The sequence below is a fragment of the Microcoleus sp. OTE_8_concoct_300 genome (assembly GCF_031383065.1).
Classification (GTDB): Bacteria; Cyanobacteriota; Cyanobacteriia; order Cyanobacteriales; family Microcoleaceae; genus Microcoleus.
On the sequence record NZ_JANMZH010000332.1, the window covers coordinates 1 to 14,628 of the forward strand.

Genomic DNA, 14,628 nt, shown 5'->3' on the forward strand with positions numbered 1-14,628 from the left:
CAAGTCCAAGCTGACCTTTCTAAAGTTTTATTGGCCGGTGTTAGAGGTCTTGTCATAATAATTAGTTATTGGGCATCGGGCATGGGGCATGGGGCATCGGGCATGGGGCATCGGGCATGGGGCATCGGGCATCGGGCATCGCCAATTGCGACTCGCACACTCTCCCCCAGTCGAACACTCTCCCCATCTGGCACTCTCCCCCAACCGACATCCGGAATCACGGCCAACCTGTCGAAGAACATACTCAGATACCTTCTAGTAAGACAAGATAAATATCATGGCACTGAAACCCGAGGCTTATTTTGGGGTGACAGATCACGCAACTATTGAAATTCCTCAAGAAAATTTTCGTTCTGTCCTCAGTCAAATAGAAGCTGAACTCCTCTGTAGCGAGACCTATAGCCAGGCTCTAGCTAGCTTGCAAACAATGTTGGGATCAGCAGCCTCCGCTGCCGAAATTTTAATTAGAGCAGTTAGCAGAGAAGCCGTCAAGCTCGCATTTGACCTGTTTCCCCAAGAAAACAAAATTGAACTGCAACTAGCCGAAGAGAGTTGGGCTACTGTAAGTCCCGCCATTGGGACGGAGACAGAATTTAGAGAATTGGAGCCACCAGTACCTGTTCCTGTCTTCTATTGGCGCACCGCTAGTGTGGAAGCGCCCCCCAAAACCGAATCCGACACTGAAAATTCCGCTCAAGACACTAACACTTCTGAAGACAGCAAGCAAGCGCCCCAAGACGAAAATAAAATCGAGTCGGCTGCACCGGAAACTGTCACCGTCCCCGGAAAATCCTTCCCAGGGTTCGGTTTTCCCAAGAAGCCGAAAAAACTCACCAAGGAAGAAGAAGCAGCAAAAGCAGTTCAACAGCGAGAAGAGTGCCTGCGGGAGTTGGGTAGAGAATTGCGCAAGGGACGGCAAATTCGCTCCCTATCCCTCCAACAACTCCACAGTCAAACTCTCGTGCCGCTGCACCACATCGAAGCGATCGAAAATGGGGAAATCGAGAAACTACCCCAAGATATTTACGTTAGAGGTTTTATCCGCAGGCTCGGCGACGCCTTGGGACTAGACGGTAGCGCGATGGCGAATGCTTTGCCCAAACCTGCTCCGAGCCCAATTCCCAGTATGTATTTGTCAGTTTCCGATTCCGAGTCAGCCGAAGGCTTTCAAATGCGTCCGGTGCATTTGTACGTCGGCTACACCGCTTTGATGGCTGGGGCTGTAGGGGGTTTGGGTTGGCTGTCGCAGCAACCCCTGATGCCAGGAGCACAGGCAGTACCTCAAACGCAGGTGACACCGCCAGCCTCAGTTGCACCGGCTCAGAAAAGCCAAGAAAAAGCACCTCAACCAGGTTTGAAGAAGTCTAGCAACGGGGGAATGATTGTGGGGGCTGACATGGCGCCGCCGGAGGTGATTTTTGGTTAGTGTTTGTCGGGCGATTGATCGCCCGACAACATTCCTCGCCTAGGCCCAGTCTCAGAAACCCGGTTTCCTGGCTTACCTGCATATGGATACTTGCTTGAAGACTTGACATCCTCCCCCACCTCAAAGGTAGGGGAATTCCGAAACATCACTATTTGGGTTTCTGCTTCATAGCAACTGCAGCTGAAGAAAGAAAGAGATTTGGTCTTATGTTCGCTCCACAGACGCTCCACGGTGTGTCCCACCGCAAAAAAAAGGAAACAAAGCAATGCTTATTCAGTTAACGTGATTCAGGGATGTTTGCCACCCCTCCCGCTTATCCTGGTGTGCCAATTTTTCTTCGTCGCTGCCAGTCTCGCAGGCTTTGGTGTTAGGCTTTATGTCTCCATTGTCCAGGTCGGCCCGCGACCACAATTATTGTACTATGCATTAAAAAGCCCTCTTAGAAAGACGGGGTTTGGGCCCTCCGCTTCGCTCCGCCCATTTTCTTGATGAGTGGTGGAGAGCGATCGCGATTTAAATTTTAGTTCAATCTCCCACTTTCATCGATCGGTGGAGTCAAATCTCAAATCTCAAATCTCAAATCGTCCAGCCTGGCACCCAAAGTGAATTTTAAACTGCATCAGGAAACTCGATATGTGCGATAAACTATCTATTTGACCACTGCTAAAAGAGGTTTCCGATAAGGTCAGTAACTCAGCCCTAAAGGGATTGAGCTTGTAAGAGAGATCGAAGCAAGCTGTACTGACCCGCCTAAGTCTTAACTGACTACGTTATTTGGGTCACGACACCGGAGAATGCGACGCTAGTTTTCCGCCCTGTCGCTTGTAGTTAAACAGTCTTAAAGTCACTGAGATAGTGCTGCAAGCTTAACAAGCCTTTATAACATTGGCAAAGCGAACGTTACCTAGAAATAGGCCGGAGACAACCATATCTCCTTGAGGGGCAACCATACCCCTCTCCCCGTAAGGGGATTCAAGGCGGTTGAAACCGCCAGGTCGTTTCCCTCTCTAGGCTCAAGCCGCTGAGTTTCGCACTTACCGAGTATTTTTTATGAGTTCCCCAGCCACCGCTGCTTTCTCCGATCTCGATCCGCTATCTACTCAGTCCCCAACAGTCACGAGTTTGGCGCCACCAGACAGTGCTTTGGTAACGGCGGCTCCACTGCCACAAAAATCTTGGACAATAGAAGATAGTGAGAAACTCTACCGAATTCAAGGTTGGGGCGAACCGTATTTTTCGATCAATGCAGCCGGTCACGTTACCGTCTCTCCCAAGGGCGATCGCGGCGGTTCCCTCGACTTATGCGAACTGGTAGAATCCCTCAAACAACGAAATTTGGCTTTGCCCCTGCTGATTCGATTTTCTGATATTTTGGAAGACCGAATCGAGCGCTTAAATTCGTGTTTTGCCAGAGCGATCGCTCGCTACAATTACAAAAATGTGTATCGCGGTGTTTTTCCAGTCAAATGCAACCAGCACCGACAATTAATTCAAGATTTGGTGCGATTCGGTCAACCCCATCACTTCGGATTGGAAGCCGGCTCGAAACCGGAATTAATGATAGCTTTGGCGACTTTAAAAACCCCAGGCGCTTTGTTAATTTGTAACGGTTACAAAGACCGCGAATACATCGAAACTGCTATTTTGGCGCAGCGGCTAGGGCAAACTTCCGTAATTGTGCTGGAGCAAATTGAGGAAGTAGAACTCGCAATCGCCGCGAGCATTGCATTAGGAATTAAACCGATTTTGGGAGTGCGAGCAAAACTCACTACCAAAGGCGTTGGCCGCTGGGGAGGCTCCACGGGCGATCGGGCAAAATTTGGCTTGACAATTCCTGAAATTATCCGCGCAGTGGGCGAACTAAAAAAAGCTGGAATGCTCGATTGTTTGCAGTTACTGCACTTCCACATCGGCTCTCAAATTTCCTCAATTAGCGTCATTAAAGACGCCATTCGAGAAGCCAGCCACATTTATGTAGAATTAGCTAAATTGGGAGCTAATATGAACTACTTGGACGTAGGCGGCGGACTCGGCGTTGACTACGACGGCTCTAAAACCAACTTCCACGCTTCCAAAAACTACAATATGCAAAACTACGCTAACGACGTAGTAGCGGGAGTGAAAGATGCCTGCGACGAGCGGAAAATCCAGGTACCAATTATCATTAGCGAAAGCGGGCGGGCGATCGCTTCTCACCAATCAGTGTTAGTTTTTGACGTACTTGGTACTAGCGATGTCCCCAGAGAAGTACCAGAACCAGTAGACGAAAACGCCCACCAAATTCCGCGCAATCTCTACGAAATTTACCAATCTATCAGTCCAGAAAATTACCAAGAAGTTTATCACGATGCTATCCAATTCAAGGAAGAAGCAGTCAGTTTATTTAACTTAGGCTATTTGGGAATTGCGGAACGGGCGAAAACCGAACAGTTGTACTGGGCTTGCTGCAATAAAATACAGGCGATCGCGCGGCAAAAAGAATATGTATCGGAGGATTTGGAAGATTTAGAAAAGGTGATGGCGTCCATTTATTACATCAACTTATCTGTTTTCCAGTCAGTACCGGACAGTTGGGCAATTAACCAATTGTTCCCAATTATGCCAATTAACAGACTCGACGAAGAACCAACTCAGCGCGGTATTTTAGCCGATCTCACCTGCGACAGCGATGGCAAAATCGACCAATTTATTGATTTGCGAGATGTGAAGTCGGTTTTGGAACTGCATACTCTCAAACCTGGAGAACCTTACTATTTGGCGCTATTTTTGGGAGGTGCTTATCAAGAAATTATGGGCAATCTTCACAACTTATTCGGCGATGCAAATGCAGTTCACATTCAGCTAACACCTTCTGGCTATCATATCGAACACGTTGTGAAAGGAGACACTATGAAAGAAGTCCTCAGCTACGTACAGTACGATGCAGAAAGTTTGGTTGAAAGCATCCGCCGTCAGACAGAAGCAGCTTTGCAGCAAAATAAAATTACTCTTTCCGAGTCCCAACTTTTGCTGCAAAATTATGAGCGGAGTCTCAGCCAATATACTTATCTTCAGTCTTAAAATGTAGGGTGCAACCCAAGCACCTTACCAGAATTGAAAGGTGACATAATAACTGTAAAAGTAGGGTGCGCACTGCGCACCTTACTTTGAGTAATTAGCAATTACCAATTAGCAATTACCAATTATCCACTATGACCGAGAATTTCAGATATCGCGCGCCGCTCTTCTCCGTGGTGAGTCGGTAAAACTTGGCGAGCGTCAGTAATCAGCCAATCGAGAGCCGCCGCTTGCAAATCGATCGCAGCCCCGGTTTTATCAACGCAGTAGCGCCCGAACACCAGTTTATCAACCAACCGCACATCGGAACCCAAACGGGAATACTCAAAAATCACGCTGTTTTCCACAGTCGCGCCCTTGCAAAGCCAACAATTTGGGCCGATCATTGTCGGGCCGACAATTTTTGCTCCATCCTCAATGATCGTCATCCCGCCAATGTAAACAGGTCCAGTAATATCAACCTTATCCCAGTTGACAGCTACATTCAAACCAGCGTAAATGCCGGGGCGCACTTCAATTCCCGGAATCGAAACATTTTTAACTTGTCCCAGCAGCACGCTCTGAATTGCCCGCCAATAGTCAGGAACTTTGCCGATATCCACCCACTCAAAGTCCATGCTAATCCCGTAAAAAGGCGCGCCTTCTGCTACTAGCGCTGGGAATAACTGCGAACCGATATCGTACTCCTGGCCCGAAGGGATGTATTTGAATATTTCTGGTTCAAAAATATAAATACCCGTGTTGATGTCGGTACTCAGAGCTTCTTCTACAGAAGGTTTTTCTTGGAAAGCTTTAATTTTGCCAGACTCGTCTGTTACCACGACTCCATAACTGGGAACCTCCTCGCGGGGAACCGATTTCATAACAATAGTAGCAATCGCCCCTTTTTCCCGATGCCACTTCACAGCAGCAGTCAAGTCTAAGTCAATCAAAGCGTCGCCGCACAGCACCACGAAAGTATCGTCAAAAAACGGCGAGAAGTCCTGAATCCGTTTCATGCCACCAGCCGAACCGAGAGCCTCTCCAATCATTTCTCCCTCCTCAATTCGCCCTTCAAAAGAATAGGCAATTTGTACCCCAAACTTTTGACCGTCGCGGAAGTAGTTTTCAATCACGTCTGCCAGGTGGGAAACATTGACCATAATCTGGTCAAATCCGTGCTGGCGGAGCAATTCAACCAAAAACTCCATCACTGGCTTTTGCAGGATGGGAATCATCGGTTTGGGTATTGTCTGAGTAATGGGACGGACGCGAGTGCCTTTACCGGCCGCCAGAATCATCGCTTTCATTATTAACTTCCTCAACCCTGTGTTAAGTGATATCAGCTCAACAATTAGATGCTAGCGGTTGCGATCGAATCGATCCATCGCGGCAAAATCCTGACCTGTTTATAGGCCACATCGTACCAGGCTATCAATCATTTATTCCTAATTTACCTAGATTTAACTAACCAGAAATCAGAAATAATATCAAGTCCGGGTGAATGCACGTACAATTGGCCCGGGAGCGGGTTCGCCCGGATAGCTCTCAAGAGTTCCAGAGACTGGTAAACCCGCCCCGAAACCCGATCTGATGCCGCTCCAAGCTCAAAGCGCCCGGATTTTGAGGTCTTGGTAAAACTCCTCTTGAAGCAACTCTACTTTAGACTGAGCCGACAGCAGTAAAAGTGCCCAAAAAATGCCCACGCGGTCATAATTTGACAAGTGAACTTCCCCAGTCGATACGGGGAGTTCTGGGTTGACAGGAGAGTGCAAATCGTTATGATGCCAGAGTTCGAGCAATTTGTCCAAGTCGAGCCAACCCTCGTCTATTTCCGGGCCCCGCTGAGCCAGAAACCGCTCGAGTTCGCTAGCAGTTTCTACGAGGTTTTCTTGGTGAGCTAGGTCAAAGATAGCCTGGGCTGCTTGCGATCGCATTTTTGAGGTAGGGCGACGCCGGGGGGCCACTGTCTGCTCCATTGCTGCTTTCATCAGCTGCAACTGCTCAATCATTTCTGGCAGAGTCACCGGGCGTTTTTGCGGTAGTTGAGCTACACCGCGACGGCGCAATTGCCGCTCCAAATGCTGCGGCAAGTGTCGCCCTCCTGAGTGCTCTGCGTCTTCGAGTGCCGGCTCGTCGGCAGAGTCGGGATTCGCGGGGGGTTCTGAGAGGACGATACTTTCTGCTTTGAGCAACACCAGCATTGAAGCGTACAAAAACGCTTGGCCGGAGTGGGATAAATCGGAGAAATCCTTACTCGGATCGGCATCGCAGGCGTTCGTAAGCTTGCTCAAACATCGATCGAACACTTCAATTACCTTAACGTCCCAAGGATCGATTTCTCCCCGTTCTGCTAGGTCAATTAAAATTGCGATCCCCTCGGAAATCGTTTCTAAGCCATTTTGGTCTCGGGAAACGGCCATTCGATTTTAGATTTTAGATTTTAGATTTTAGATTTTCCCTCTCCGGAAACGAGAGAGCATATCAAGTTAATTGGCGGTCATTGAAGCCGCTTTGACCTCAGTCGCTGCTGTTTCTAAACTTGTGGTTTCTGCACTTTCTAACAAAGGTTGTTTGCCTTCTACTTCGGCTTTATAGCGTTCAAGATTTTGTTCTAATTCCTGAATCCGCTGCTCTTTTTCGCGAACTTGGCGCAGTTCTTGGCGCGACGCGAGGGTTCGCTGCATTCTCGACCACAGACTGAACAGCCAGGCTAGAATTGCTCCCAATCCGGTCGCTACAATTAGTTCTACGCACAGCGGAGCTTTAACTTGGACGCCTTTAATAACTTGAATCGCGATCGGCTGTGTATTTTCGATGCTGAAAAATACTAGAGCCAAGCAAATCAGAAAGATGAAGAAGAAATTTAGCGCTCGCATTTTCTCTGTTCCTAATTCTCAATTCAGGTTAAGCAAATTCTTAGCCCTTTGTCAACTGTTTTTTGGCAGATACTGCCAGTTTTTTTGATAATATCAAATCTGGTCAATTAACCATAATATCCGGGGATGGGCGGGTTTATTGGAACTCTGAGAGTTGATTGAAGAGATTGGTTAACCCGCCCCGGGAAGACCTATCCTCTTTAGGTTTGACCGATGTTTTGGGGTTTCTTGCCGATTCCCAACGCTGGCAATATTTGATATTTCAAAGCAATGCCCGCCGCCACAAATAAGGCAATAATCAGCGCCCCAATTCCTACGGGGCTGGGAATCCAGAATATCGCCTCCAAATAGTTAATTTCCCCTGGTTTGAGCTTCCACACTAACTGTTTTCCCTGCTGATAGCTTTCGGGAACCAGCGCACCGGCGACTGTTTCAATACTTTTTGCGCCCCAAGGTGTGTTCAAGCTAAAGTCTAGCTCCAAAAGTCCCCCCGGACTCAGCAGCAGACTGCCGTTAGAAGAAAGCAGAGAAAGAGAGCGCAAATCCAATTCCAAACTCAACCTATTTCGCAGCACCAATAACAAATTATTCTGCTTGACATTCAGGTGAGATTCAAATTTCGGCAAATCGGTTTCTAGCGGACTTGCAACCCGAGATTTTGCGGTTTGTGCGATCGGATTGTAAAATTGGTTGAACTTGTCTTGCAACTCGGCTCCATTATTGAAAGGAATCCTCACTAGAACTTCTGTCTGGGAAAGCCGTTTAGTTTTTCCGTCGAGCAACCTCACCCTGCGTTCTACGCTTTTCAACCATTCTGCAACTGTTTCGCTGCTGAAGCTCGTCAACCTTTCCCCTAGTTTAATGTGCTGCACGATTTCGCCGCGAGTTTGACTCTCAAAGTTTACCCCGACATCGTACTGAACGCATCCAGTCACTAGATTTAAAACGCAAAAAACCAAAGGTAAAAGAAAGAAAAAATTCTTTTTCTTCTTCCCTGTTCCATCCTTGACATTTTGCTCTTTCATGATACATTTTTTCCTATTTTTACCTATTTGCATGAATTAGCAAAGCGTTGAATTGCCGATACTGTTTCTATGTTTGTTTAACTGGTTCCTAGGCTCTGCCTGGGAACCAATGTCCAGAGGCTTTGCCTCGCAAGCTTTCATCCAAATTCGAGGCAGAGCCTCATCATCTGTATTACCAGGCAGAGCCTGGTAACGAGTAAATTAACCGCACTGAGTTTGTTTTGCACGTTAACTGGTTCCTAGGCTCTGCCTGGGAACCAATGTCCAGAGGCTTTGCCTCGCAAGCTTTCATCCAAATTCGAGGCAGAGCCTCATGATATGTATTACCAGGCAGAGCCTGGTAACGAGTAAAACTGCACTGAACTTATTGCCTGGAAGCTACACCCAAATGTTGAAACAGCATACTCGGCAAATATGCCGCACCGCCTACCCATTCGGCTTCGCTGCTCAAATCTGCCAAATTTTTAAAGGCTTCAAAAATGCTGCCTGCGACCATTGTATTCTTGACGCGACCGACTATTTTGCCTTTTTCTACTTTATAGCCTAAGTCCAAATTGACAGAAAATTCGCCAGCTAACTGATTGGACTGACCGGCTCCTAAAACCTGCTCTACTATTAGACCTTCGTCCATGCTAGCTATCAAGTCTTGAGTGGGGGTATTTCCGGGGGAAATGCAAAAGTTAGTCAAATCAGGGCCTGGGCGAGACAATCCGCCACGAAAACCGTTGCCGGTTGATTGTACACCGGCGCGAGCGGCCCACCTGCGATCCCAATAAAATCCGGTGACAGTACCTTTGTCTATCAAGATTTTGCGGGTGGTGGGGGTACCTTCGTCGTCAAAGGGACAAGCAGAAGGGCCTAAAGTGGGGTCTTCAAAAAAGGTAAAGCGTGTGTCAAATAAGGTTTCGCCGATTTTGTCGGCTAGGGGAGAGGCTTTTTGAACTACTGTTTGACCTGAAAGGATGGTATCAAACAAGCTGCCGAGGGTGCTAGCGGCGGCTCTGGGGGTAAATAATACTGGGTAGGAACCGCTGGTGATGGTGGCTGATTGTTCGGCGAGGCGGTATTTTTCGAGGAGTGATTGGAGGATGCTGTTGGTGTCTAGGGGACGATCGCGCGCTAGGTCGTAACTGTATGCTTGCATAAAGTCTTCTCCCTGTACCAAATTTCCCGCGATCGAGCCGCTGACTATTTGGCTGCTTCTTTCGGCATACAGGTCTTGCGTGGTGGCAATTTTCACTCTGCCGCTGCGGACGTGAAAGCCGACATCTACCATAATATCGGGATTGTAGGCGTGAACTTGCTCGATGAGGTTTTTGCCGTTTTCGACTAATTCTTGAGTTGTGGGTGGAGTGTAGGTGGTTTCCGGGCCTTTTAGGTGGAAGTTGGAGGCGAGTTCAAATTCTGCGGGATCGCCGATTTCGGCTGTTTGAATCGCTGCATCGACTAAATCGTCTACCCGCGTTAAATCGGTGGAACTAGCAAAGCCGATTTTGCCTTGGTAAATCAGGCGGAGTGCTACGCCTTGCAGTGCTTTGGTTTGCAGGGATTTGAGGCGATTGTTTTCAAATTCGATGGGGGTGTCTTGACTCGACAGGTAGTATACTTCCGCGGCATCGGCGCGTTGAGAGGCCAATTTCAAAATCTGGTCTACGGTTGAATCGCTCACAATAATCGCCTTTCTGGTGTGGTCTTTTTTTTATTTTAGCAATTATCGCTATTCAACTTCTGACTCCTGCCTCATGCTCGATAATTAATCGGTGTATCCGTGTCAAAATCAGTGTCGTTCCTTACTTCTTCCTTCTCCTATAATTGTAATTCACACTGTTTAAAAACATAGTTAACGGCTGCAAACAGTCGCTCTAAGTCCTGAATTGTATAGAAAAATTTATTTTGAGTAAACATTTCTAATTTCAGCTTGCCAAACTGCCACATTGCCCCATTAGAAACTATACCAAAGATTGTTTGTTCTGGTTCATTGTTAAGTCGCTGCACGGCGACCATTTCTGCCAAACACTGCCCCCATCCTTCATCAAAGGCGCTCTCTTTCTTGGCTTCAACTAATATGAAATAGGGCTTGTCAAAAACTACTGTGCCGAGGGGTGAGCGCTTCGCCAATATATAATCTGGAATTCCGGACAGATTCTCATTATAGACTAAGGTTTGGTGACTCCAGAGGAGAAAATTACTTCGATAATTTTTCCAAACTTCTTTTAATACAGGATAAATGATATTTTCACAAATGGCGATTTCCGAGTTGTCAAATACTCCGTCATTGAAAATCAATTCTAATTCATTCCGAAAAACTTCGCTGACTGCAAATTCTGTTTCGACAATGAAATTATGCCGTAGGCAATTAATTTGGAATTCTTTGGCGACTGCGCTGATACTTTTATAATTGCTAAAAGGCATTGCTGAATTTCTCTCAGTAGGGGTGAGGCGCGCGGCCAGGCGCACCCTAGAGATACAGTTTGTGCGAAGGAAAAAATGATTAATAACTAAGAAATAAGCCGCCTAAAATTAGCCCGATCGCAATTAACGCCACCCAAATAAACCTATTATCTTTCGTATTAACCTGACTCAAATCTACGGGTTCTGGTACGGCGGGCTTGGGTTTAGCGTACTTGATATCAGCGTTCGGATTGGCTTGAAAACTGATTGATTGATTTTCATCTAAAGCTGCCAAATCAGGGATTTTCACCATCCATTCAGGAGGGATAGTGAGTTTGGGAGCTTCGAGAATGTACAGCAAGCGCTTTGCTTGCTGGCGGGTTTCTTGGCGGGGATGGCGGGTGAGCTTGCGGCAAAGCTCGATCGCCTTTTCTGTATTGCCAGAGGCTTCGTAGGCTGTCACTAGCCACATCTGCACCTCACCGCCCAACCGGGAATTTCGATCGACTAAACCGGTAGCTGTTTCTAAACTCTGCACAGCTTGAGCATACCGGCCACTCTCAAAAGCTACTTGCCCAGCTTGGTACTCAGTTTGAACTATTTCTAACTTTTCTGAGGTCACGAGCACCTACCCAATTCACAAATATTACTTCCCAAATTCCCCAAACGCTAGAATTCGCTGTTGTGTTGCGACATACCCGACTCGTTGTCGCGTTTGGAACCCAGCAAGTCTAACTGGTCTACTCTAATTACTGGCATTGAGCGATTAGCTCCTGTACTGCGGTCTTGCCAGCGATCGAACTTCAAAGAGCCTGTCACCCCAATTTGAGCGCCTTTGCGAACGTAATCAGCAGCGATTTGCGCTGTTTTGCCCCAGATTTCTAGAGTAAACCAGTCTGGTTCGTCGTTATTGCGCGATCGTCTTCTCACTGCCAGCGTCAACTTGCACTTAACTGTACCCGACTCAAAATACTTCACGTCCGGGTCGCCGCCGACGCGGCCTACTAAAGTCACAACATTAAGACTCATAAACTTTTTTAGAAATGTGGTCGATCGGTGATGTAGTTAAACAGTCAACACGCGCACTAGCCTCCAAACTGAAATTGGAACAGCGCTTGTGAGAGCTTCATCCTGATTTTACACCCAGTTACCAGAACATATTGATGGTGGATGATTGGCGAGTCTGCGCTCAACCTGATCTCGACAATGTACATTTCTGACTAGACTCAGGATGAAAAACGTAATAGAATCCACCTCGGTTACACTTTTGTAACAACATTATTGCACACAATAGTATTTTAGTTTTGGGGGGGGGTACGAATCAGTGGGTCTTCTCAATCGATTTTCGTTATCTAGAGATATGGGTATCGACCTCGGTACTGCTAACACGCTCGTTTATGTATCCGGCAAAGGTATTGTTCTGCAGGAACCTTCTGTAGTGGCGATCGACCAAGACTTAAAAATACCGCTGGCTGTTGGAGAAGAAGCTAAAAAAATGCTCGGGCGCACGCCAGGGAACGTCATAGCACTGCGCCCGCTTCGCGACGGGGTAATCGCAGACTTCGATACAGCCGAACTGATGCTCAAGACTTTTATCCGCAGGGTTCACGAAGGCCGAAGCTTAGTTTCGCCGCGGATAATTATTGGCATCCCCAGCGGTGTCACCGGAGTCGAAAGGCGTGCTGTCATTGAGGCGGCGACTCAGGCCGGTGCTAGAGAAGTGCGGTTAATTGATGAACCCATCGCTGCGGCGATCGGAGCTGGACTGCCTGTTGCTGAGGCGACTGGCAATATGATTATAGATATCGGCGGAGGTACGACGGAAGTTGCGGTTTTGAGTTTGCAAGGTACGGTGATCAGTGAGTCTGTGCGGGTAGCCGGCGACGAACTCAATGAGGCGATCGTCCAATACATGAAAAAAGTTCACAATTTGGTCATCGGCGAACGCACTGCTGAAGAAATTAAGATTCAGGTGGGTTCTGCATATCCAACTCCAGAGGATGACGACGTAATGATGGAAGTGCGAGGCTTGCACTTACTGTCTGGTCTGCCGCGAACTGTTACGATCAAAGGCCCAGAAATTCGCGAAAGTATGTCGGAACCGCTTTCAGTAATTGTGGAAGCTGTCAAGCGTACTTTGGAACGCACCCCCCCGGAATTAGCAGCAGATATTATTGACAGGGGAATTATGCTGGCTGGTGGTGGCGCGCTGATGAAAGGTTTAGATACTCTGATCAGTCACGAAACAGGAATTGTCACTCACGTGGCGGCAGATCCGCTGTGCTGCGTGGTTTTGGGAACAGGTAGGGTATTGGAAAACAAACAGTTGGAACGGGTTTTCAGCGGGCAGTCGTCGCGCAATATGTAGTTAACTAATTTGGGATTTTGGATTTAGAAATAGGGCTGCCATCTCAAATCTAAAATCCTGACATAACAATTTTAGATTACTGAAATTATGCTAAAAAATACATTCCGCAAGTGGTGGGATCTGCGACTGCAAATTGCTCTTTTAGGTTTAGCTATAACTGCCGCTTGGGGAGTTCGACAAACACAAGGTGCTGCACTGTTTGAAGTTTACAATTTGGTGACTCGTCCGTTTCAATCCGATGGCTCGGGGCAAGAGCAGCTTATCTCGGCGCGCACTCAAGAATTGCAAGCGCAGCTATTAGAATTAGAAACTCAAAATCAGAAGCTAAAAGAGCTTTTAGGTTACGTTTCGGCTAAGAAACCTCCAGGGATTGTAGCTCCTATTGTCGGCCGCAGTGCCGGCCACTGGTGGCAGCAAGTAACCTTGGGGCGCGGCAGTAACGATGGCATTAAAACAGATTTTACTGTGATGGGCCCGGGCGGTTTGGTAGGCCGGGTTGTCAGCGTTACTCCTAATACTAGCTTGGTGCTGTTAGTCAGCGACGCTACGAGTCAATTGGGTGTGGGAATTACCCGCACTCGCCACATGGGTTTTATGCGCGGGAAAGGCGGAAATCAGGCTGTGATGGAGTTTTTTGATAATGTTCCCAATGTCAAGCCTGGGGATGTGGTTTCAACTTCTTCTTTCAGTCAGTTGTTCCCTCCTGGTTTGCCGGTGGGAAAAGTGGTTTCGGTTGATATGAATAAATCTCCGGCTCCAGAAGCTGTTATTGAGTTCTCTGCACCGATGAATTCTCTGGAGTGGGCGGTGGTTTACCCCCACTCTAAGCAAGCTGAATCAAAGGATTCGCAGAGTCAATCTTCTGCACCATCTGGGGGAGTAGAGCAGCAATGAAAGCTTTATCTCGGATGTCTTCGCGATCGCGCCAATTTCTCAACTTCGGCGTTACATTTGTTTCTGTGATGCTGTGCATACTGATATTGCCTACTCGGCTGCCGGGAATGGAATTGCTGGGAATTGGGCCCAACTGGCTGTTAATTTGGTTGGTTGCTTGGAGTATTAAGCGGAAACGTACAGTTTGGGGAGCCGCTAGCATGGGCTTGGTTTTGGGGTTTCTTCAGGATGCGATGACGGCTCCCGATCCCACCCACGCTGTGAGTCTAGTTGTTGTAGGAGTCTTAACAGTTGTTTTGCAGAAAACCTGGTCGATTCCTGCAGATATTGTTGAGAGAGATCCGATTCCAATCGCGTTAATTGTGTTTGGGATGGCGGTGGTAGCGGAAACGGTGATGGGGCTGCAATTTTTTGCTATGGGCGATCGGGCTTTACTGGAAATTTGGACCTATCATCAGCGAGTGGCTTTGTGTTCTGCTATTCTTAGCAGTCTTTGGGCTCCGGTGATTTATTTTCCCCTCAATCGCTTGTGGGAAATGACCAGGAATTTAGAAAAGCCTTAGTCAGTCATCAGTTAACTGTTGACTGTTAACTGTTGACTGTTAACTG

The 14,628-nt window shown here is 47.6% G+C and carries 13 protein-coding genes; 5 read left to right on the top strand and 8 right to left on the bottom strand.

Translation table 11 applies throughout. The features are described from left to right. Window positions 1-277: 277 nt before the first annotated feature. Window positions 278-1,426 carry a helix-turn-helix domain-containing protein gene (locus ACUVJL_RS14950; RefSeq protein ID WP_445246559.1) on the top strand — a complete coding sequence of 383 codons (1,149 nt, stop codon included), beginning with the start codon at window positions 278-280 and terminating at the stop codon, window positions 1,424-1,426. Between the two features lie 1,050 nt (window positions 1,427-2,476). Further along, a complete protein-coding gene (gene speA, locus ACUVJL_RS14955; protein ID WP_445246560.1) occupies window positions 2,477-4,486 on the top strand; it encodes a biosynthetic arginine decarboxylase in 2,010 nt (669 codons plus the stop codon). A 122-nt stretch (window positions 4,487-4,608) separates the two neighbouring features. On the opposite strand, the gene ACUVJL_RS14960 is transcribed toward speA, so the two are convergent. From ACUVJL_RS14960 to ACUVJL_RS14995, 8 genes are all read right to left on the bottom strand, one after another. Beyond that, complete coding sequence (locus ACUVJL_RS14960; RefSeq protein WP_445246561.1) at window positions 4,609-5,772, bottom strand: sugar phosphate nucleotidyltransferase; 1,164 nt, start codon at window positions 5,770-5,772, stop codon at window positions 4,609-4,611. A gap of 297 nt (window positions 5,773-6,069) precedes the next feature. Further along, on the bottom strand, window positions 6,070-6,885 hold the full coding sequence (locus tag ACUVJL_RS14965; protein ID WP_445246562.1) for a segregation/condensation protein A: 816 nt from the start codon (window positions 6,883-6,885) through the stop codon (window positions 6,070-6,072). Between the two features lie 66 nt (window positions 6,886-6,951). Then, window positions 6,952-7,341, bottom strand: a complete 390-nt coding sequence (locus tag ACUVJL_RS14970; protein WP_445246563.1) for a lipopolysaccharide assembly protein LapA domain-containing protein — start codon at window positions 7,339-7,341, stop codon at window positions 6,952-6,954. A gap of 200 nt (window positions 7,342-7,541) precedes the next feature. Next, window positions 7,542-8,366, bottom strand: coding sequence for a DUF3153 domain-containing protein (locus tag ACUVJL_RS14975; RefSeq protein WP_445246564.1), 825 nt, complete (start codon window positions 8,364-8,366; stop codon window positions 7,542-7,544). Between the two features lie 364 nt (window positions 8,367-8,730). Further along, window positions 8,731-10,035 carry a TldD/PmbA family protein gene (locus tag ACUVJL_RS14980; protein WP_445246565.1) on the bottom strand — a complete coding sequence of 435 codons (1,305 nt, stop codon included), beginning with the start codon at window positions 10,033-10,035 and terminating at the stop codon, window positions 8,731-8,733. Window positions 10,036-10,172: 137 nt separating this feature from the next. Then, a complete protein-coding gene (locus ACUVJL_RS14985; protein ID WP_445246566.1) occupies window positions 10,173-10,778 on the bottom strand; it encodes a hypothetical protein in 606 nt (201 codons plus the stop codon). 79 nt (window positions 10,779-10,857) lie between these two features. Continuing rightward, window positions 10,858-11,379, bottom strand: a complete 522-nt coding sequence (locus ACUVJL_RS14990; protein ID WP_445246567.1) for a tetratricopeptide repeat protein — start codon at window positions 11,377-11,379, stop codon at window positions 10,858-10,860. Window positions 11,380-11,426: 47 nt separating this feature from the next. Continuing rightward, entirely contained in the window at window positions 11,427-11,786 is a 360-nt protein-coding gene (locus ACUVJL_RS14995) for a single-stranded DNA-binding protein (protein WP_106148051.1), read from the bottom strand. 331 nt (window positions 11,787-12,117) lie between these two features. Between ACUVJL_RS14995 and ACUVJL_RS15000 the strand changes: the two genes are divergently transcribed. The 3 genes from ACUVJL_RS15000 to mreD all read left to right on the top strand — a co-directional run bounded on the left by ACUVJL_RS15000 (window position 12,118) and on the right by mreD (window position 14,582). Then, complete coding sequence (locus ACUVJL_RS15000; protein WP_006632285.1) at window positions 12,118-13,125, top strand: rod shape-determining protein; 1,008 nt, start codon at window positions 12,118-12,120, stop codon at window positions 13,123-13,125. An 87-nt stretch (window positions 13,126-13,212) separates the two neighbouring features. Then, entirely contained in the window at window positions 13,213-14,019 is an 807-nt protein-coding gene (mreC, locus tag ACUVJL_RS15005; protein WP_445246568.1) for a rod shape-determining protein MreC, read from the top strand. Next, a complete protein-coding gene (gene mreD, locus ACUVJL_RS15010; protein ID WP_445246569.1) occupies window positions 14,016-14,582 on the top strand; it encodes a rod shape-determining protein MreD in 567 nt (188 codons plus the stop codon). Before mreC ends, mreD begins: the two co-directional genes overlap by 4 nt. Window positions 14,583-14,628 lie beyond the last annotated feature (46 nt).